Annotated in this window: 19 protein-coding genes and 1 rRNA gene; 12 read left to right on the forward strand and 8 right to left on the reverse strand. The window is 48.9% G+C overall.

Translation table 11 applies throughout. From position 1 onward, the window contains the following. Positions 1 to 46 precede the first annotated feature (46 nt). The 7 genes from ACFVS2_RS28880 to ACFVS2_RS28910 all read left to right on the forward strand — a co-directional run bounded on the left by ACFVS2_RS28880 (position 47) and on the right by ACFVS2_RS28910 (position 5,992). Positions 47 to 673, forward strand: a complete 627-nt coding sequence (locus ACFVS2_RS28880; protein WP_173620959.1) for an FMN-dependent NADH-azoreductase — start codon at positions 47 to 49, stop codon at positions 671 to 673. 75 nt (positions 674 to 748) lie between these two features. Then, positions 749 to 1,135 carry a DoxX family protein gene (locus tag ACFVS2_RS28885; RefSeq protein WP_390239759.1) on the forward strand — a complete coding sequence of 129 codons (387 nt, stop codon included), beginning with the start codon at positions 749 to 751 and terminating at the stop codon, positions 1,133 to 1,135. A gap of 54 nt (positions 1,136 to 1,189) precedes the next feature. Beyond that, positions 1,190 to 1,963, forward strand: a complete 774-nt coding sequence (locus tag ACFVS2_RS28890) for a pirin family protein (protein ID WP_173620961.1) — start codon at positions 1,190 to 1,192, stop codon at positions 1,961 to 1,963. 198 nt (positions 1,964 to 2,161) lie between these two features. Further along, entirely contained in the window at positions 2,162 to 2,788 is a 627-nt protein-coding gene (locus tag ACFVS2_RS28895; protein WP_390239761.1) for an FMN-dependent NADH-azoreductase, read from the forward strand. Between the two features lie 58 nt (positions 2,789 to 2,846). Further along, positions 2,847 to 3,473, forward strand: coding sequence for an FMN-dependent NADH-azoreductase (locus tag ACFVS2_RS28900; RefSeq protein WP_390239763.1), 627 nt, complete (start codon positions 2,847 to 2,849; stop codon positions 3,471 to 3,473). 156 nt (positions 3,474 to 3,629) lie between these two features. Next, positions 3,630 to 4,964: a cytochrome ubiquinol oxidase subunit I gene (locus ACFVS2_RS28905; protein ID WP_390239781.1), complete on the forward strand. Its 1,335-nt coding sequence runs from the start codon at positions 3,630 to 3,632 to the stop codon at positions 4,962 to 4,964. After that, positions 4,961 to 5,992 (forward strand): cytochrome d ubiquinol oxidase subunit II, encoded by a 1,032-nt coding sequence (locus ACFVS2_RS28910; RefSeq protein WP_173620963.1) that lies wholly within the window; start codon positions 4,961 to 4,963, stop codon positions 5,990 to 5,992. The genes ACFVS2_RS28905 and ACFVS2_RS28910 overlap by 4 nt, the downstream gene beginning before the upstream one ends. Positions 5,993 to 6,069: 77 nt before the next feature. On the opposite strand, the gene ACFVS2_RS28915 is transcribed toward ACFVS2_RS28910, so the two are convergent. Continuing rightward, positions 6,070 to 6,576, reverse strand: a complete 507-nt coding sequence (locus ACFVS2_RS28915; RefSeq protein ID WP_173620976.1) for an Lrp/AsnC family transcriptional regulator — start codon at positions 6,574 to 6,576, stop codon at positions 6,070 to 6,072. 91 nt (positions 6,577 to 6,667) lie between these two features. Between ACFVS2_RS28915 and ACFVS2_RS28920 the strand changes: the two genes are divergently transcribed. Beyond that, complete coding sequence (locus ACFVS2_RS28920; protein WP_390239766.1) at positions 6,668 to 7,834, forward strand: MFS transporter; 1,167 nt, start codon at positions 6,668 to 6,670, stop codon at positions 7,832 to 7,834. 83 nt (positions 7,835 to 7,917) lie between these two features. On the opposite strand, the gene scpC is transcribed toward ACFVS2_RS28920, so the two are convergent. Together scpC and ACFVS2_RS28930 are read right to left on the reverse strand one after the other, a co-directional pair. Then, entirely contained in the window at positions 7,918 to 9,429 is a 1,512-nt protein-coding gene (scpC, locus tag ACFVS2_RS28925) for a succinyl-CoA:acetate CoA-transferase ScpC (protein ID WP_390239768.1), read from the reverse strand. Between the two features lie 141 nt (positions 9,430 to 9,570). Beyond that, positions 9,571 to 10,242, reverse strand: coding sequence for a LytTR family DNA-binding domain-containing protein (locus ACFVS2_RS28930; RefSeq protein ID WP_390239770.1), 672 nt, complete (start codon positions 10,240 to 10,242; stop codon positions 9,571 to 9,573). 188 nt (positions 10,243 to 10,430) lie between these two features. Here ACFVS2_RS28930 and ACFVS2_RS28935 point away from each other — a divergent pair, with 188 nt between their 5' ends. The 4 genes from ACFVS2_RS28935 to menC all read left to right on the forward strand — a co-directional run bounded on the left by ACFVS2_RS28935 (position 10,431) and on the right by menC (position 16,448). After that, a complete protein-coding gene (locus ACFVS2_RS28935; RefSeq protein WP_390239772.1) occupies positions 10,431 to 12,455 on the forward strand; it encodes a sigma 54-interacting transcriptional regulator in 2,025 nt (674 codons plus the stop codon). A gap of 179 nt (positions 12,456 to 12,634) precedes the next feature. Beyond that, a complete protein-coding gene (locus tag ACFVS2_RS28940) occupies positions 12,635 to 14,044 on the forward strand; it encodes a YfcC family protein (RefSeq protein ID WP_173620967.1) in 1,410 nt (469 codons plus the stop codon). A 95-nt stretch (positions 14,045 to 14,139) separates the two neighbouring features. Then, entirely contained in the window at positions 14,140 to 15,279 is a 1,140-nt protein-coding gene (locus tag ACFVS2_RS28945; protein WP_390239774.1) for a M20 peptidase aminoacylase family protein, read from the forward strand. Positions 15,280 to 15,299: 20 nt separating this feature from the next. After that, the gene (gene menC, locus ACFVS2_RS28950; RefSeq protein WP_390239776.1) at positions 15,300 to 16,448 is read left to right on the forward strand and encodes an o-succinylbenzoate synthase; all 1,149 of its coding nucleotides are present in this window, start codon (positions 15,300 to 15,302) and stop codon (positions 16,446 to 16,448) included. A 74-nt stretch (positions 16,449 to 16,522) separates the two neighbouring features. Here the strand turns inward: menC and ACFVS2_RS28955 are convergent, their stop codons facing one another. From ACFVS2_RS28955 to ACFVS2_RS28975, 5 genes are all read right to left on the reverse strand, one after another. Then, positions 16,523 to 17,431 (reverse strand): hypothetical protein, encoded by a 909-nt coding sequence (locus tag ACFVS2_RS28955; protein WP_390239778.1) that lies wholly within the window; start codon positions 17,429 to 17,431, stop codon positions 16,523 to 16,525. A 143-nt stretch (positions 17,432 to 17,574) separates the two neighbouring features. Next, positions 17,575 to 17,862: a HesB/YadR/YfhF family protein gene (locus ACFVS2_RS28960; RefSeq protein ID WP_007728959.1), complete on the reverse strand. Its 288-nt coding sequence runs from the start codon at positions 17,860 to 17,862 to the stop codon at positions 17,575 to 17,577. A 139-nt stretch (positions 17,863 to 18,001) separates the two neighbouring features. Continuing rightward, positions 18,002 to 19,297, reverse strand: a complete 1,296-nt coding sequence (locus ACFVS2_RS28965; RefSeq protein ID WP_173620971.1) for a sensor histidine kinase — start codon at positions 19,295 to 19,297, stop codon at positions 18,002 to 18,004. Next, positions 19,294 to 19,968, reverse strand: coding sequence for a response regulator transcription factor (locus ACFVS2_RS28970; protein WP_007728963.1), 675 nt, complete (start codon positions 19,966 to 19,968; stop codon positions 19,294 to 19,296). The genes ACFVS2_RS28965 and ACFVS2_RS28970 overlap by 4 nt, the downstream gene beginning before the upstream one ends. Before the next feature lie 259 nt (positions 19,969 to 20,227). Next, positions 20,228 to 20,311: ribosomal RNA gene (locus ACFVS2_RS28975) — 23S ribosomal RNA — on the reverse strand; the annotation flags it as partial.

The following is a 20,311-nucleotide window of genomic DNA, read 5'->3' on the forward strand; positions in this document are numbered from 1 at the left end:
CATTAAAAGTTAGTGACTTACTAAACGGAAGGGGAATAAAATTTCCATGAGTAAAGTACTTTTTATTAAAGCAAACGATCGCCCAGTTGAGCAGGCAACAAGTGTAAAGTTGTACGAAGCTTTCACAAAAACATACAGAGAGACACATCCAAACGACGAAATCGCTGAATTGGATCTGTTTGCAGCAAACCTCCCTTACTATGGCAATGACTTGCTCACTGCTATGTGGAAAGCAGGAAACGGCATCGAACTGACTGCTGAAGAGCAAAAAGGTGCTGACCTGGTAAACAAATACCTGAACCAATTTGCAGATGCTGACAAAGTGGTTATCGCATTCCCTATGTGGAACTTCGCTGTTCCAGCAGTTCTGCACACGTATGTAGACTACCTCTCCCAAGCAGGCAAAACATTTAAGTACACTGCTGAAGGTCCAGTTGGTCTGATGGGCGACAAAAAAGTTGCTCTGTTGAGCGCACGTGGTGGCGTTTATTCCGAAGGCCCTATGGCTGACATCGAAATGGCTAACAAATACATGCGCACTGTGCTCGGCTTCTGGGGCATCAGCAATGTAACGGAAGTGATCGTAGAAGGTCACAACCAATTCCAAGACAAAGCAGCTGAGATCGTTGCAGCTGGTGTAGAAAAAGCAGCAAAACTGGCGGAATCCTTCTAAGGCCCGCCAGCCTTTTTGGACAAATATCTCAAAATAAAGATATACTAATTAATAATAATTAAGGAGAGATGAAAAGTGTTGGATACTGGATTGTTATTGATTCGTTTGGTCATCGGTTTGACGTTTGCAGGTCATGGTGCGCAGAAGTTGTTTGGCTGGTTTGGCGGTTATGGTTTGAAAGGAACAGGTGGCTGGCTGGAGTCCATCGGAGTGAAACCTGGCGTAGCGATGGCCTTTGTCGCTGGATTGGCTGAACTCGTAGGCGGTCTGATGTTTGCGGCAGGCGTAGGTATCTGGGCAAGTTCTATTCTGCTTGCATTCACAATGCTGGTTGCCATTCTGAAGGTACACGGTCAAAATGGATATTGGGTCACACAAAACGGATTCGAATACAACCTGACGTTAATCGCAGTTGTTATTGGTGTGGCGTTGATCGGTCCGGGCGCATACGTTTTGTTGTAATGGTGACTCCTCACCACCCGTAAGCCAGCAATTGTACTAAGGGAGGTACATCAGATGGAAATCCGCGTCTACACACAGAACGAGCAAGCAAAAGGACATTTTGGCGACGGTGAAATCGTAGAAAATAAACCAATTGGCTTCCCTCATGAAGGCTCCGTTGTCAAACGGGTAGGACCACTTTTTTACTGGGCATGGGCAAAATCACTGAAGACATTTGAAATTCCGCTGCACCCCCACTCCGGCTTTGAAATTTTGTCGTACGTCCTCACAGGGACAGTCGGACATCGGGACACGCTCGGAAATCTTCAAGAGGTGTCGACAGGCGGCGCGCAGATCATGCAAACCGGTTCAGGCGCTTACCATGCAGAAGAGCTTGGCAAGGATACGGAAATGTTTCAAATCTGGTTTGAACCGCATCTCGCACAAACGACGAAGCAACCGCCGACTTACCATCAGTATGATCATGAGGAGTTTCCGTCTGAGGATGTTGATGGTGTGCAAGTGAAACACATCATCGGATCGTCTGCGCCCATTCAGTTGGTCACAGATTCCTTGATGAGCGACATCACGATTCCCGCTGGAAAATCGTATGCAAAAGAACTCCTGGCTGGTTATGCTCACGCAGTCGTCATAGTAGAAGGGAACGGAAGTGTTGCAGAGAAAGCAACTGTCAGCGAGAACCACACCCCGGCAACCAAAGGTGACTTTGTCGTTCTCTCCTCCGAGGAAAGCAACACAGCCATCTACCAAGCATCCACGGATGCTCCGCTCCGCCTGGTGTTGATTCAAGTACCAACTGAAGTTGATTATCCACTCTATCGTAAATAATCAATTCTTCCAAAGGCCCTTATTCTATCATCAAGCCCGACCGTCACATTTTTGTGACGGTCTTTTTCGTATGGTACGAACTGCTCCGGCTAGTTAAAAAATGTTGACAAATGATTCGATACGTAATAACCTTAAAAACAAATATTTTCTTAATAAAAGTTAGTAACTAACCAAAAGATATATGAGGTGAGTATTTTTATGAGTAACGTACTTTTTATCAAGGCGAATAATCGCCCGGTTGAGCAAGCTATCAGTTTGCAGCTGTACGAAGCTTTTACGAAAACGTACAGAGAAACTCATCCGAATGACAAAATCACTGAGTTGGATCTGTTTGCTGAAAATCTTCCTTACTATGAAAATGAATTGATCACAGCTATGGGAAAAGCAGGAAAAGGTATCGAAATGACTGCTAAAGAGCAAAAAAATGCTGACTTCGTGAACAAATACTTGAAGCAGTTTGAAGAAGCAGACAAAGTGGTTATGGCATTTCCGCTGTGGAACCTCACAATTCCTGCTGTTCTGCAAACTTACTTTGCTTATCTCACGCAAGCAGGCAGAGCGTTCAAGTACACATCGGAAGGCTCAGTTGGTCTGATGGGTGACAAAAAAGTGGTTCTGCTGAGCGCACGCGGGGGCGTTTATTCCGAAGGCCCTTTGGCTGACATGGAAATGGCAAACAAATATGTTCGCACCCTTTTGAACTACTGGGGTATCAACGATATAACGGAAGTGATCGTAGAAGGCCATCACCAATTCTCAGACAAAGCAGCTGAGCTTGTTGCAGCTGGTGTAGAAAAAGCAGCAAAACTGGCGGAATCCTTCTAAGGACCGTCGCGTCATTGATGCAAAGCTGACAGACAAAAATAGAGAGGATGAAATTTTCATGAGTAACGTACTTTTTGTTAAAGCAAATGATCGTCCTGTTGAGCACGCTATAAGTGTTCAGCTTTACGAATCTTTTATGAAAACCTACAGACAAACGCATCCAAATGACACAATGACTGAGTTGGATCTGTTCGCTGAAAACCTTCCTTACTATGGAAATAACTTGATCACTGCTATGTTGAATGTAGGCAAAGGTATCGAAATGACTGCTGAAGAGCAAAAAGATGCCGACTTCATTAGCAAATACTTGAACCAGTTTATAGAGGCAGAGAAAATTGTTATAGCCTTCCCATTGTGGAACCTCACAATTCCTGCTGTTCTGCAAACTTACATTGCTTACCTTTCCCAACCAGGTAAAATGTTCAAGTACACTCCAGAAGGATCAGTCGGTCTAATGGGTGACAAAAAAGTGGCTCTCTTGAGCGCACGCGGGGGCGTTTATTCCGAAGGCCCTTTGGCTGACATGGAAATGGCAAACAAATACGTTCGCGCCATGTTAGGCATGTGGGGGATCAGCAATATAACGGAAGTAATCGTAGAAGGCCACCACCAATTCCCGGACAAAGCAGCTGAGCTCGCTGCAGCGGGTGTAGAAAAAGCAGCGAAACTGGCAGAATCCTTCTAAGGCCCGCCAGCCTTGGATACTGGTCAACCTCGACCGTCACATTTTTGTGACGGTCTTTTTCGTATAAACTCCTCCTCCTCATGGGACATTAACGAGGAAATCGTTAACAATTTTTGGTTCCGATCAGAAAGGAAGTTGAACGTGGAAGATATCGTGATGACCAGAGCCATATTCGGGACGACTATGGCCTTTCACATTATTTTTGCGACCTTGGGCGTTGGTCTCCCGCTCATGATCTTGCTGGTGGAGCTCCTCTTTTGGCGGACGCGTGACCGCGATTACGAGATTATGGCCAAACGCTGGACAAAAGCCCAGGCGATCTTACTAGGTGTCGCGATCCCCTCTGGAACGATTGCTGGGGTCCAGCTCTCCCTGTTATGGCCTGGATTCATGGAGATTGTCGGCAGGGTGATCTCGCTGCCCTTTCAGATCGAAATATTCGCTTTCTTCGTGGAAGCCTTATTTATGTCCATTTACGTCTACGCAGCTCACCGCCTATCCCGCAACATGCGCTTGTTGAGCTTGTTCATGGTTTTGCTTGGTGCGACGGCCTCCGCGATTCTGATTACGAATGTCCACGCATTCGAAGGCACGCCAACTGGCTTCCGTATGGTCGATGGGCAGATCGTCGACGTGGACCCGTGGAAAGCTTTTTTCAATCCCAGCTTTATCGTGACGGCAGGTCATGTAACTGTCTCTGCTTATATGACGGGGGCATTCATCGTCGCTGGAGTGGCAGCGTGGAAAATGCTGCGCGCTGAAAAAGGCAGTCGGGTTTATTTGTATCATCAAAAAGCACTCTTGGCCGGCTTGATTGTGGGCGGCACCTTTTCCCTTTTAACCGCCTTGAACGGTCATGAATCCGCACAGCTTTTGCATAAATACCAGCCGGAAAAGCTGGCAGCTGCGGAAGGACTGTTTGAAACACAAGCATACGCCCCACTCGCGATTGGCGGCTTTACCGATCCCGAGACGAAAGAAGTCAAATACGCCATCGAGATTCCATGGGCGCTCAGCTTCCTTGCAGCCAATCGCTTTGACGAGGTCGTGGTCGGTCTGGATGATTTTCCACAGGAGCTGTGGCCTCCACTCTACGTCCATACGCTGTTTAACGGGATGGTCATCATCGGCAGCTTGTTGATCTTCGTTGGTTTCATCGGCTTCGCTTGGAAGAAGCTCCTGAAACGCTCTCAGTTTCCGCGCTGGGTTCTTTGGGTATTTGTCGCAAGTGGACCGCTCGCCTTGTTAGGCATTGAATTCGGCTGGATCTTTGCCTGCACAGGACGCCAGCCATGGGTAGTTTATCGTGTGATGAAAACAGTAGATGCCGCTACCCAAGCAGCAGGCATCTCTACCCTGTTTTGGATTTTCCTTTCGGTGTACGTATTTTTCGCGATCGTCACCCTGCTCGTATTCCGTAGCTATTTTGGCCGCCACCCCTTGGAGCTCGATCCGCCAGAACAGCCAAAAGTGGACGGAGGAACGGTATGACCGACACGATTATTGCCATTACGCTGCTCTGGATTTTCGTCGTCATCTATTCCGTCGCGGCCTCCTTCGACTTCGGTGCAGGTTTTTGGTCGATGATCTATTTGAATCGGGAAAAAACCAAAGCCACTCAAATCGCCAATCGCTATCTCTCGCCCTCCTGGGAGGTCGTGAATGTCTTTATCGTGTTAATTGTTGTCGCGCTCGTTACCTTTTTCCCTGGCGCGACCTACACATTGGGAAGCCTGCTGCTAGTTCCCGGATGTCTCGTGGTGTTATTGATGCTGATTCGCAGTACGTTCATGGTGTTTTCGCATCTGATTTACAAGTATGACAAGATGCTCAGCATCGTCTCCGGCGTTACCGGGATATTGGTGCCAGCTCTGTTAATCAGCGTGCTTCCTGTGACACAGGGTGGGTTGTCTCGAACGATAAATGGTGTGGAGTATCTCGATTGGGGACTGTTTTTGACCAGCCCGCACGTCTATTCTTTCATTGGTCTTGCCGTCAGCAGCACACTCTTCCTCTCGTCGCTGCTTCTCGCAGACTACTCCTTCGTCGCAGGTGAAAAGCAAGCCTTCACCGTCTACCGCCGGGATGCTGTGTTTCTGGGTCCGATTACGTTGCTTGCGGCATTGGTTACCGTGCTCACGATGCAACTGGAGGCAAAATGGCTATATGACCGCATGCTCGACTATTTGCCTTGGCTTATTGCATCGGCGGTCTGTTTTTTCATTAGTTATATCGCTCTCCTGCTGCCCCAAGACCGTCGATACTTCGGCATCCATCTTCCGCGGATTGCGGTCATTGTCGCCACGACGCAATACCTGCTCGCCAGCTATGCGTACGGTGCAGCGCGCCTCCCCTACATCGTCTATCCCCAAGTGACGATTGAGTCCAGCTTTACACATCCGGATACGTTCCACGCTCTGTTCATTTGTTATTTGGTCGGCTTTGCGATTCTCGTACCCGGTTTTATTTATTTCTGGCGTCTGTTCATGAAGGACGAGCAGTATGTACGGCAAAAATAGCATTTTCGCGATACGCAAAAGTAAAGAGGCTTCGCCCTGATACGGCGGAGCCTCTTTTTTGTTCGGCAGAAGCACAATCAGAAGATTTTCTCTTCCTCGAGCATCATTTTTTGCTCAAACGGAGCCGTTAGCACGATCAACGTATAGGAGAAACCGAAATCCCCGGTACGTTCCGAGAAGGCAACCAATTCCTCCGTCGACCTTGTTACCACTTTCAGCATGTAGTTGTACTCCCCACTGATCCGGTACATGTCCGTCACTTCCGGCGATTGCTTGCAGAAATCGATGAACGCCGCACATTGCTTGGTGCGGAACATGACAAAAGCAGTCGTGTGCTTGCCCAGCTTTTCTTGAGAGATCGACGCGTGGTAGCCCGTAATGATTCCCTGCTCCTCCAGACGGCGGACCCGCTCCTTCACAGCGGGCTGCGTCATCCCGATGATTCTCCCCAGCTCCGCGAATGGAATCCGCGAATTTTCGTGCAACAAGCTAATGATTTTGTAATCGATTTGGTCCACGCAGATCACCCTTTCAAATCCATAAGTGTCTCCTGCCAAATAACTTGTATATAGAAAGCCATTCATCGTAAACACCTTGGTTCATGTATGTAAATTATAGAAATCGTTTCGTAAAATGTCACTACATCAATTTTGTTAGCCCAAGGAGTGAACCACCTTGTCCAAAAAATATTTAATCCTATTGCTAGCCTTGGGAGAATTCATGATTGGCACGGCTGAGTCAATCGTGACCGGAATCATCGGCATGATCGCAGATGACACCGGTGTATCCCTCTCCCTCGCTGGTCAGTTAGTGACCGCCTTTTCCCTGGCCTTTGCCTTTGGGGCTCCCGTCTTGATTGCGCTCACTGCGGGAGTAGAGCGCAAAAAACTCATCCTTTGGACGCTATTTTCTTTCATAGTGGCAAACCTGCTCGCATCCATAAGCCCAAGCTTCTCCCTATTGATGCTATCCCGCATTCTGCTGGGGCTTTGCGGAGGCATCTACACCGTGGTAGCTCTCGCGCAAGCGGCTAACATGGCCTCCCCAGAGAAAAAAGGCAGCTCCATCGCAATCATCCTCATGGGCTTCAGCCTCTCGCTTGTGCTTGGGGTTCCACTTGGCACCATGCTGGGAGACATCTGGGGATGGCGCCCTGTTTTCACTCTCATTGCCATCCTGACACTCATTCCCTTCTTCGCCATCTTGGCCTATTTGCCGAAGCAGCAAGGAGAAGAGGCCGTCCCGCTACGCAAACAGTTGGCAGCACTCCGCAACAAACGGGTGATCCATGCGCTATTTATCTCGTTGTTCTTTGTCACAGGGTATTCCACCGTCTATACCTACATTACTCCGCTTCTACAGAGCACCGCCGCCATGACGACTGCTTGGGTAAGCACCACGCTTTTCTTGGCAGGACTCGCTAGTGTGGCCGGCTCGCGGATCGGAGGCGTCTCCACCGACAAATGGGGGATTCGCCCCACGCTGTATGTCAGCTTGCTTCTCCATGCGGCTATCCTGCTCATCCTGCCGCTGTCTTCGCAACTGTTCACGTGGGCAATCATCACCGTTATGTTCTGGGTAGCTGCCGTGCAAACCACCGTTCCAGCCCAGCAGTATTATTTGATCACGTTATCTCCCCACTCTTCGCAGGTGGCTCTCAGTATGAACACCTCGGTCTTTCAGCTAGGGCTGGCGCTCGGTGCAGGACTTGGTGGAGTGATCGTAGACCATGTAGGTATTGTTCACATCAGCTGGGTCGGCGGTCTGCTCGTTCTCGTCGGCTTTGGCTTTGCCTGGGCTTCGTTTGCTCAGGAAAAAAGGCAGGACAGCTTACAAGCGTAAAAACGTAACATTACAATAGAAACGAGAAAAACCCGCCAAGGCTTCAACGCCCGAACGGGTTTGTTTTTTCATCAACCAATCGCCTAGACCAATGCTGGCTTTTTCTCCAGCATCGTGCCTTCCTGCGCGTAACGTACGTGCCAGGAGAACGCCTTTTCCAGTACATGCGGGGTGTGCCCGCCGCGTGTGAGTGCTTCCTCGTAGTACGCCATCAATTGATCACGGTACATCGGATGCGCACATTTCTCGATAATTTTGATGGCTCTTTGACGCGGAGCCAAGCCTCTCAGGTCAGCCAAGCCTTGTTCGGTCACGATAATGTCTACATCGTGCTCAGTATGATCCACATGGGAGGCAAACGGTACGATGCTCGAAATGTTTCCACCTTTGGCAATCGACTTGGTTACGAAGATACCCAGACGTGCATTGCGAGCAAAATCGCCAGAGCCGCCGATACCGTTCATCATTCGTGTACCCGATACATTGGTCGAGTTGACGTTGCCGTAGATGTCCGCTTCAATCGCGGTATTGATCGCAATCAGACCGAGGCGGCGAATCAGCTCCGGATGGTTCGTGATTTCTTGCGGACGCAACAGCAGCTTGTCACGGTATTGGGCGAAATTCTCGGTGACCTGCTTCATCTTTTCAGCCGTCAGCGTGATCGAACAGCCTGAGGCAAACGAAATTTTACCTGCATCAAGCAAATCAAATACGGCATCCTGCAACACTTCCGAGAAGACAGTCAGATCCGTGAATTCCGAATCCAAAAATCCGTTGAAAACCGCATTCGCTACCGATCCGATTCCCGATTGCAATGGTGCGAGATTGCTCGGCAAGCGCCCCTCTTTTACCTCCTGACGCAAAAACTCGATCAGATGTGCCGCAATCTGCGCCGTTTCTTCGTCCGGTTCCACAATCGTCGAGGGTGAATCCAACTGATTCGTCAGGACAATCCCTTTTACTTTATCCGGATCGACAGGAATCCCTGCTGTGCCTATTCGCTGATCAACGGACGTGAGCGGAATCGGTTCACGCTCTCCCTGTTTCGCTGGTGTATAAATATCATGGATGCCTTCCAACTCCACCGATTGAGCCATATTCAACTCAATGATGACATGCATGGCATTTTCTACGAAAATATTGGAGTTCCCCACGGACGTAGCCGGAATGATCATGCCCTCTTCTGTGATTGCAACCGCTTCCACAATTGCGTAATCGATAGCGTCTATCGCTCCCTGACGAATCGCTTCCGCTGTATGCGACAAATGCTGGTCAACGAACATCATGCTGCCATCGTTGATTTTTTTGCGCATGACCGGATCTGCTTGAAAAGGCAATCGCTTGTTGATGATCCCCGCTTCCGCCATTACGGCATCCACATCGGAGCCGAGTGAAGCTCCTGTATATACGTTTACGCCAAAAGGCTTGTTCTCTTTTTTCGCCAGCTCAGCCAATGCGAGCGGCACGACCTTGGCATCACCAGCACGCGTGAAACCACTTAACCCGATTGTCATGCCATCCTCAATCCATCCTGCTGCTACCTCAGCCGTCACGATTTTATCTGCCAGTCGTTTATCGCGTAAGCGCTCCCACATCATTGTGACCTCCCATGCCATCTTTATTGCCTTTACACTAGCACACGGATTCTGAGCGGGCACTCGATTTTCAACAAAACAGAAAATTTACGCGGCTATCAAGAAAAAACGGCAGCGAACCATTCTCATTTATCAGATATTTCAGAAGCCGAGCAATTGCCGAAACGAGCTGGCATACGACTGACTCACAGGAACTCTCGTCTTTTGCTTGTCCTTCATCTCCAATAAAAACGTCGAATGAAAATGCGGGTGAATAAAGCCGATCGATTCCATATTGACGAAATACGACCGATGACAGCGCACAAATCGCTCTTGCGGGAGCATGTACTCCAGTTCAGCCATGTTGTATTTGTTCGCATATGATCCACTAGCCGTATGCAGAAGCGTTTTTCCTTCATGAGAGCTGATAAAGACGATCTCCATTAACGAAATGGGTAGCCAGCCGTCCTCCCCTTTTCCGACCAAAAACGATAGACGCGCCTCCGGATTTGTGAGCGGAACGTTTTGAGGTGGATAGATGGCGGTAATACAGCCCATGACCTGACCATTTCGCACTAATGGAAGCGAGAGTCCATAGTACGGCACGCCAAAAATACGACTCTCCACCTGATGCCCCACTTTTCCCATTTCCATGAGCGCTTGATGTGTAGCCGAGCCTATGGGGACGAGATCCCCTGGCGTAATTTTCAAGTCAATATTGGAACTCGGTTGATAGTACAAGTATTGTGAGCCGTCCGAGATCGCAATCGATACCCCGTCTGGCACGACTTCCCCAATCATTTGCAGCACCTCTGGAACCACTCTGTCCCCCATGCTGATTCCTCCTGCTCCTGTTATTGCTTTTTGATCTTATCTACCTTCTATTAAAACACATTTCCCCGCCCGCAAATCAATCCTTGTCTTTCCTCTCTATACAAGCGAATCCATCCGATTACAGCCAGGCATTGTGCTATCATGAGATTACAAAACATTCACGATTGTTTGAGCAAAGGCGGTGCAGCATGGACCACACCATTGTCTTGATTGCAAAAGGAACGGACACTCTCGAATTTTTGTTAAAAGAACTGCGGGCTTATTTCGAGCCGTATTGCAAAGTCATCGGTTATGCCAGCCATGAGCACATTCCCGATTTGAGCGGAGTCGATCATGTCTTTATCACAACCAAATCCCCGGAGCTATACACAGTTGCCCGTCAAGCTGTCGCTGACTCCGTACCCATCACGGTTTTAAACCGTTTTTTCGAGTTGCGCAAAATGAAAGCGCTGATGCAGATTCCTCCGGGGACGACCGTCCCTGTCATGAACAATTCGCCCGTGACGGCACAAGAGGTCATCCAAAATTTAATAGAAGCGAACGTCGATCATATCAATTACGTTCCTTTTCACCCTGGCTGTACATTTGATGAACTCGAGTTTCAGTACGCGATCATTATGAGCATCGCTGATGTACCGCTGCCTCCTCACGTGGAGATTATCGATCTCGGATTTCGCAAAATCAACATTCATGACTTGATTGATATCGGTCGCAAGGTAGGCGTGCCCAGTGAATGGGAGCGTGAGTACTTGTCTTCCTTCATCTTGGAAATGTCTGAGCTCGCAAAAATGCTCGGCACCTCCTACGCAGAAGTACAGAAGTTAAACAGCCAGCTGCAATCTACTTTTCAGGCAGTCAAAGACCCCGTGATCGCTTGCAACGAACAAGGTCTGATCACGTTTATCAACGATGTCGCCGTTGAGCTGTTTTGTCCACATGCATCCTCTATTGTTGGACAACCGTACACAGTGTTGAAGGAGCACAGCTTACTGCAACCCTTTTTTGAGCAGGAAGATCAGGAGGACGCCCTCGTAACCATTGATCACAAACAATTTATCGTCAGCAGTCAAAGCATCCGCCGCAGGCATGAGCATTTAGGCTTCGTTTGTACGCTAAAAGACGTGACCGAAATCCAACGCTTGCGAACTACTCTTACGTTGCGCGGTCATACAGCGACGTACTCCTTTTCCGATATCAAAGGTCAAAGTCAACCGCTGCTCCAAGTCATCGAGCTCGGCAAAAAGATGGCAAAAAACAATCAAACGATTCTGCTGACAGGGGAAAACGGAACGGGAAAAGAGTTGTTCGCGCATGCCATTCATCAGCACTCCCTACGCAAAAACGGCCCCTTTGTCGCAATCAACTGTGCCTCCTTGCCGGAAAACCTGCTGGAGAGCGAGCTGTTCGGCTACGAAGACGGTGCCTTTACAGGAGCACGAAAAGGCGGAAAACCCGGCCTGTTTGAGCAAGCGGACGGTGGGACGATTTTTCTCGATGAGGTGGGGGACATCTCTGGGGCCATTCAGGTCAAGCTGCTTCGTGTGCTGCAAGAAAAGCAGGTCATCCGCGTGGGTGGTACAGGCATTCTCTCTGTGGATTGCCGCATCATCGCTGCTACCAATCGCGATTTGGAAGACGCTGTTTCCCAAGGAGGCTTTCGTGAGGACCTGTTCTATCGTTTGGCTGTCCTGCCGATCCAGATTCCCGCTTTGCGTGAGCGAATCAGTGATATTCCCCTTCTTATCGATGAGCATCTGGAGCAGCAAGGCTTTCGCAAAACATGGTCGCCAGAAGTCATGGAGCTATTCTATCGCCATGACTGGCGGGGGAACATTCGCGAACTGAAAAATGTCGTCGACTATGCCATTACGGTAAGTGAGCATCCTGTCATCGGCATTCAGGATCTCCCCAAACGATTGACGGATAGCCTGTTTCAAAAACAGCAGACGGCTTCTATCCCCAATTTGGACGACAACCGCGACCTGGATATTTTGTATTGCTTGCATCATTATTACGTATCTAACAAACCAGTCGGGCGTTATCAATTGGCGCACTCTCCCGAACTACAATCCGTAGGCTGGACGGAGAGCGCACTGCGACACAAGCTAAAACTTCTAGAGCAGCAAGGTTTGGTTCGTTCAGGAACGACCCGACAAGGAACCTCCATCACCCCCACGGGTATCGAATTGTTGCGAAAACACGGGCGGATTTAGATTCCGCCCAATGAATAATAGGATGTATTAGGCTGCATAAAACCTAATAAACATTCCTAAAGCTCATTTTATTCCCTTGCCTTGTCTATGAAAATCCACTGAAAACGCTTATATTCGGGAAATTTCGACACTTGGCACGACCCTTGCTTGTCATAAGCAAAAAAAAGCGAGGTGACCTCATGTCTACACATCCATTGAAACCTGCAAAGAAACGTTTTTCTGTGCCGCATACCTATGCCATCCTCTTTATCATCATCATTTTGGCAGCCCTAGCTTCCTATGTACTCCCAGCTGGTGAGTTCGAACGGGTCAAGGACGTTGCCTCAGGCAAAACCGTCGTCGTCAACGGCAGCTACCATCCTGTAGAAAGTAATCCGGTCTCGTTCTTTGACATGTTCAAAGCGATTCCAGAAGGGATGCAAAAAGGCGCGCAAATCATTTTCTACATCTTTATTGTAAGCGGTGTATTCGGAATCATCCGCCAGACCGGAGCGATTGAAGCCGGGATCAATAAAGGTGTCCGACACTTGGAGGGTCGGGAAAAGCTGCTCATTCCTGCTTCCATGTTCCTCTTCTCCATCGGTGGCTTCACCATGGGAATGGCAGAAGAAAGCATCATCTTCGTTCCAATCGGTATCGCGCTGGCTCGTGCAATGGGCTTTGATGCCGTAACAGGTACAGCCATGATCACCATGGGGGCGGCAGCCGGCTTCATGGGCGGAATGATCAATCCATTTACGGTTGGGGTGGCGCAGTCACTCGCACAATTGCCGCTCTTCTCTGGGCTTACCTTCCGTGCTGTTGTGTATGTCTTCGTGCTCGCTTTTGCCATCTGGTACGTCATGCGCTATGCGTATCGTGTCAAAGCAGACCCGACCAAGAGTGTGCTTTATGGCGTAGAGAATCACGCAAGTCAAGAACAGGCAACAGTAGACATCCCAGATCTGAATGCACGCCACAAGCTCGTGTTCCTGGTAATGGTCTGTGGCCTCGCCTTCAACGTATACGGAGTATTCAAGTACGAATGGTTCCTAACAGAGCTTACCGCTTCCTTCCTGATCATGGGCCTGGTTGCTGGTCTCGTCGGAGGTTTGTCGGTCAATACGCTGTTTGATTCCTTTGTCGCTGGTGCGAGAGCCGTTACGTTTGGTGCGCTAATCGTCGGTTTTGCCCGAGCGATCACTGTCGTCTTAGAAGACGGAAAAATTATCGATACGATGATTAACAGTCTGACTTCGGCGATTGGTCATTTGCCAGATGCCGTAAACGTCCTGGCTATGTTTGTGATTCAAGCCTTTCTCAATCTCTTTATCTCTTCTGGTAGTGGACAGGCAGCGACAACCATGCCGATCATGGTACCAATTGCGGATCTGCTCGGCATCCAACGTCAGATAGCGGTTCTTGCCTTCCAGTATGGTGATGCGGTCACCAACTCCATTATCCCGACTTCTTCTGCGTTGATGGGCTATCTGGCTGTTGCGGGCATTCCGTATGAGAAATGGGTCAAATTCATTTGGAAGCTGCTAGCAGGTTGGGCCGTGATCGCCTCAATTGCGCTCATTGTAGCAGTGACATTTGGCGTTTCGTAACAAAAGAGCTTTTCACAAAACTGGCTGCGTCAAGTGGATTGGCGTAGCCGTCGCTTCACATATCGACTACCCTCAAACAAACCGATGGAGGAACCATGCGCACAACGATCAAACAATTGCAGCCCGCCATTTTTTCTCTATACGAGCATTTACACCAGCATCCAGAGATAAGCTGGGAGGAAGTCCAAACCACCTCATTCATTGCTGACTTCTTGAAAAAACACAATTGCCACGTTACTACCTTTGACGACGTGACGGGCGTTGTTGGCGAATGGGGCGATCTGACGCCGGGAAAATTCACTGTAGGCGTACGAGCAGACATGGACGCACTCTGGCAAGAAGTAAACGGCGTCTTTACCGCGAACCATTCCTGCGGACACGATGCGCATATGACCATGGCATTAGGCGTCCTCATGGTATTGCAAGCAATGGACGTCCAGCTCCCTGGGCGCCTGAAGCTCATTTTCCAACCAGCAGAAGAAAGCGGAAATGGCGCACTTGCGATGGTGAACAAGCAAGTAGTGGACGATATTGATTTTCTGTACGGCGTACACCTTCGTCCCATTCAGGAAATCCCACGCGGCACAGCTGCTTCTGCCATCCTGCACGGAGCGGCAGGTACAGTATTCGGGCAAATCAAGGGTGCCGATGCTCATGGCGCACGGCCTCATCTCGGAATCAATGCTATCGAGGTAGCCGCCGCGATTGTTGAGCAGTTAAAAGGCATTCATCTCGATCCGCTCGTCCCTTATTCCGTCAAAATGACGCAGCTCGCAGCCGGTAGCAAAAGCAGCAATATCATTCCGGGCTCGGCGCATTTCCACTTGGACTTGCGGGCACAGACGAATGAAGTCATTCACGCCCTATTTGCCCGTGTCGAGCACATTTTGCAGCACGTCTCCCGTCTGTATGAAGTTGAGCTGTCGTACGAGATCACCGAACGTGTCTATGCGGCGGAAGTGAACGAAGAAGCGAGACTGATCATGGCGGATGCCATTACCCAAACCCTGGGGGCAGAGAAGCTCGAGCCACCTATTCAGACACCGGGCGCGGAAGACTTCCACTATTACACAAAAGAACGTCCACAGCTTCGGGCTACCATGCTTGGTTTAGGCTGTGACCTGACACCAGGACTTCATCATCCGCAGATGACTTTTGAAAAAGAAGCACTGCTAGACGGCATCGAGATTTTGGCAAGAACGGTACTGAAAACGTTTGAGCGACAATCCATATGAACGGTTGAGGAGAGATGAACATGAAAATCGAACGCGTGGACCTGCAACGAATCAAAATTCCGTTGAATTCCCCTTTTGAGACGAGCATGGGAGTCGAAACCCACAAAGAATGCATTCTGGTGCGTGCATACAGCGGTGCCCATGTCGGGTTCGGCGAAAGTGTCGCGATGGACGTCCCCGTCTACAACGAGGAAGATGTCGATACGGTCTGGTACATGCTCGAAAAGTATTTGATCCCGCAGCTGTTTTCACGGGAGATCGAGCATCCTAATGACGTATCCCGCCTCTTCTCCTGGATGCGCCGCAACCACATGGCCAAAGCCGCTTTGGAAGGTGCCGTCTGGGATTTGTACGCCAAAATGAACGGCCTCTCCCTCTCCCAAGCATTGGGCGGAACTCGTACGACGATTGACGTCGGTGTTAGTATCGGAATCGAGCCGACCATCGAAAAACTGCTGCAACGCGTAGAAGGCTTCATCCGTGACGGCTACAAAAAGATCAAAGTGAAAATCAAACCGGGCTTTGATGTCGAGCCAATGCGTGCGATCCGAAGCACATTTGGACCAGATGTTCCACTGATGGCGGACGCAAACTCTGCGTATACACTGGCAGACATGGAGATGCTGAAGGCTTTGGATGGCTTCGGTTTGATCATGATTGAACAGCCATTGGCTCATGACGACATCATTGACCATGCGACCTTGCAAAGGGAACTGAAAACGCCGATTTGCCTCGACGAAAGTATCCATACGGTGGAAGATGCCCGCAAAGCACTCGAGCTCGGCAGTTGCCGGATTATCAACATCAAGATCGGTCGTGTAGGCGGTCTGACCGATGCCAAGAAGATCCATGACCTGTGTGAGACACGCGGTGTACCAGTATGGTGCGGAGGAATGTTGGAGGCAGGGATTGGACGCGCGCATAACATCGCGATGGCTTCGCTTAGCAACTTCACGATTGCCGGCGACACATCCCCGTCCCATCGCTACTTTGCTGAAGATATCGTGACACCTGTCATCGATTTTGCAGCACCTGGTATGCTGGCTGTACCGACAACTCCAGGAATCGGTTTTGACATCAATGAGTCTGCCATTCGCAATGCCCTGATCGAGCATAAAAGCTACTATGCAAATCGGGAGTCTACTACGACTGTCATTCCAACCTGGTAGACGACTCATATCGAAGTGAAAAAGAACAGAGAGTGCCTATTGGCCTCCCTGTTCTTTTTATTTAGGTGATTGTATTAATCCGTAATCGTCAAAAGCTTGCACAAATTTCGCTCGGCAAGAGCTCTCTTCTCTGGAGGAAACCGCTTTAGCAGATCCAACGCAGCATACGGAAGCTTCAGTGCATGAGGATCGCTGTATAGTCTATCCCAGTATAGCGGTGAAAATATTTCCTCGAACGCTGGCTCCTTCACCTCATCCTCCAAAGTAAACGGAGGAACATGGCGATTCAAATAGATTTGAAGACGATGGTTTACGATACCAGGCTTCACAATATCCTCATAACCGAATCGCTCTAGATCCGTTAACGCATGAGCATGTGTGATGTTATGGACGACCTCGCTTGCCAAATGAAAGCGTACTCCGTTAATATCACGCGGCGGTATGACCAAATGTAGCTCGTCAAACGCCCGCTCTGCCATCTCTGCGGTTGTATCGTAAGGCGCAACTTCGTCTTTGACATCGTCAATCGTCATACCATGGTAATTCTCGATGCCCCAATAACGGTCTATCCTGTCTGCTGTCGTCGCTTGAAGAATCTTGACCAAGCCATCCACCACAGTTGGAGTGATCATATCAGGGCGTTCGCGCAGTGCTTTTAATGCCAACACACCTAGTGCTAGTCCATGACCTGAGGTCCGAAGCTGCTTCACATTTTGCTGGAGGCCATCGATGACGTGCTGTATCAAGGAGGGATCAGCTTGCTCGTCTTGATCTAGTGGAACAAACCATTCAGGTTTTTGCTTGCGGAAGGACTCGCATGTCCGCTCAATACCCTCTTTTACATGTTCAGGGAGATCGTGCTCACGATCCATGAAGTACCCTGCCAATAATGCTGCCCCATAATGACCATCGAACCATCCTGCTCCAGCTGCACGTGCCATTCCCGTAATGCCAAGCTCCAAGTAAGAATCAAGTAAACGCATGTAACTTCCTCCTTTTTCCATTTATGTACCCATAATATAACATACATTTTTGTTTGTAAAGTATGATATTTTAGTTTTTTCGCTCATGTAAAAAGGCCCCGTATATCCGGAGCCCTTCATCTACTAGCTATCATTTTCCTTGATTAATCCAGCTTAAATTCCACTTCGTCTGTCTCTGGCCGATAATCGACAATCAACCCTCTTCCATTCATATACCACAACTCATCTTTTTCCATATAAAATGTGATGCCATCCTCTACTGTCGAAATGCCGATTTCATTCGGCAACTCTTTGGCAATCCCCATCGAGAATGAATCCTGAACCGTACTAACGCCTCCATACCGGACAAAAAAACGAATGCTGTCTCCTTCTTTGCATCCCCATTCTTCCCGAAACCATGCTACCGCTGCTTTAGTGATCGTCATGTTCATTAGTACGCCACTCCTCTCTTCCTATAGTTTACCTCGATTTAGAGATATTTGAAACATAAAAGTATGTTAAATGGAATTGTCCCACTATTTGAAAAAAGAACCGACTCCCTACGCTGGGAACACGGTTCTTTCCATCTGTTTAAGGCCTTATTGGAAGTGTAACCAAAAAACTCGTTCCGATACCTACCTCACTACTGACTTGAATCTTTCCGTGGTGTGCATCCACGATCCATTTGGCAATGGAGAGTCCCAAGCCTGTTCCTTCTGTCACACGAGAGCGCATTTTATCGACCCGAAAGAAGCGATCAAACAAATACGGAATATCCTCTCTGGAAATCCCAATCCCACTGTCTTTTACGAGAATCGAAACGCGACCGCCTTCCTTTTTGCAAGAGACATAAATCCGGCCGTCTTCGTTTGTGTACTTCAAGGCATTGTCCAGCAAGATGACCATGAGCTGATGCAGACGTTCTTGGTCTCCCACCATCTCAATGGGTTGCTGGATGTCTGTTTCGAGACGAATTTCCCGTACGATGGCAAGTTGTGCAAAAACCTGGGTGCATTTAATCGCTACTTCGTCTAAGCGCAGCGTCTGATTCATGATCTGCAACTCATTAGAATCACTTCGAGCCAGTGTGAGCAAATCCGAGACGAGCTTGCTCAAGCGCTTGGCCTCCTGCATCCCAATCATGATTTTTTCGCTTTCCTGCTCAATCGTATGATCCGGGTGTCTGAAAAGCCTCTCCAGATTGACCATGATGGCCGTGAGCGGCGTCCTCAGTTCATGAGAAGCATCGGCAATAAACTGCTGCTGTTTTTCCCACGAGACTTGAATCGGGATGAGTGCCCTTCTCGCCAAAAACCACCCAGCCACGATCGCAATGACAATACAGATGATGTCGCCGATTATGACAACGTACAGCAAGCTGTCCAGCATATTTTGCTCAGGTGCCAGATTGTAAATTAGTTGAAACTGGTACGCGGTCTGTATCCGATTGCCTACAACGACCTTTTTCGGAACCGTAACTGTCTGCACGCGATAGACTTGTCTATTCACTGTTTTCGTTTCGATTCCGTCTGCTTTTCCGTTATGCTGGAATTCTGCATACTCCTCCGGCTCCAGCCGGTCACCAAATGCGGTTCCGATGACACGACCAAAGCTATCCCAGACGAGTAAAACATATCGGCGATCCAGATCGTTAAACTTTTTCCTCTCCTGACGGTTGTATGGAAAAGGGTCGTCTTCAATCCGATGGAGACGAGGCATAGAATCAACTGCCAGCCTTTGACTGACTTTGGTCATTTCTCGGTCCACCTGCGAATAGAGACGGTACTTCATCGTGTAGTAGACTGCACTCCCCAGCCCGTTCAACAAGAGAAGCACTACTACTACGTTCAACGTTACGAGCCGAATCCTCGTTTTCCGAAACATCATTTGTCTTCCTTTTTCAAAATGTAGCCCACATTGCGGATCGTTCGGATGAAGCCTTCGTAAGCACCCAGCTTCTTGCGCAGGTAGTGGACATACAAATCGACCACTCCGTAATTCGCTTCTGAATCAATTCCCCATACGCGGTCAAAAATTTGTTGGCGCGTCAATATTTGCTCCCGATTTTGCAGGAAGTACTTAAGCAGCTCGTACTCCTTCGTTGTTAGCTTCATCGGCTCATCATCAACAAAACCGTCATATTCATTTATCTTCAGCGATAGAGGACCGTATGCCAGCTCGCCTTCTGCGTTCTGTTTCCCTTGTCGGCGCAAGAGGGCTCTCACTCTCGCCGTCAATTCTTCGGCCGCAAAAGGCTTGACCAAATAATCGTCTGCTCCGGCATCCAATCCCTCGACTCTCGACTCTACGCTATCTTTTGCCGTTAAAAACAAAACTGGCGTCATTATACCTTTTGCACGCAGCGTTCTTACCAGTGAAAGACCATCCATTCCTGGCATCATAATGTCCAGGACCAACAAATCGTAGATGCCGCGTTCCGCCAATAACAAGCCGTCATCTCCGCGCTCTGCCGTATCCACCTGATATCCTTCATCGGTCAGTACTCCTGCAATTGTTTGAAGCAGCGCTTTTTCATCCTCCACTGCAAGAATAAGCATATTGATCCCTCTTTCATTTGAAAAAGCTGTATGTCATTCAGCATAGCATAATCGACTGGAATCACAATAATGACCACACTCGCCGATCTCGGCTGTGCACACGCTCCTTTTATTAGAGCACGTATTTTTTTGAATCAGATTTGTAGGTGCTGGCGGAAATACAAAAAAAGCTGCATTCTCCATTACTTTTTACAAGTAATCGGGAATACAGCTTTTCGTCTCATTCCTTCAAAACTGAATACGCATGATTGCTAAGTGTGTGGATAAGTCCTCGACCGATTAGTATTCGTCAGCTCCACGCGTTACCGCGCTTCCACACCGAACCTATCAACCTCATCGTCTA

Origin of the sequence: Brevibacillus sp. NPDC058079 (assembly GCF_042885155.1) — a bacterium.
In the GTDB taxonomy this organism is placed as follows: domain Bacteria; phylum Bacillota; class Bacilli; order Brevibacillales; family Brevibacillaceae; genus Brevibacillus.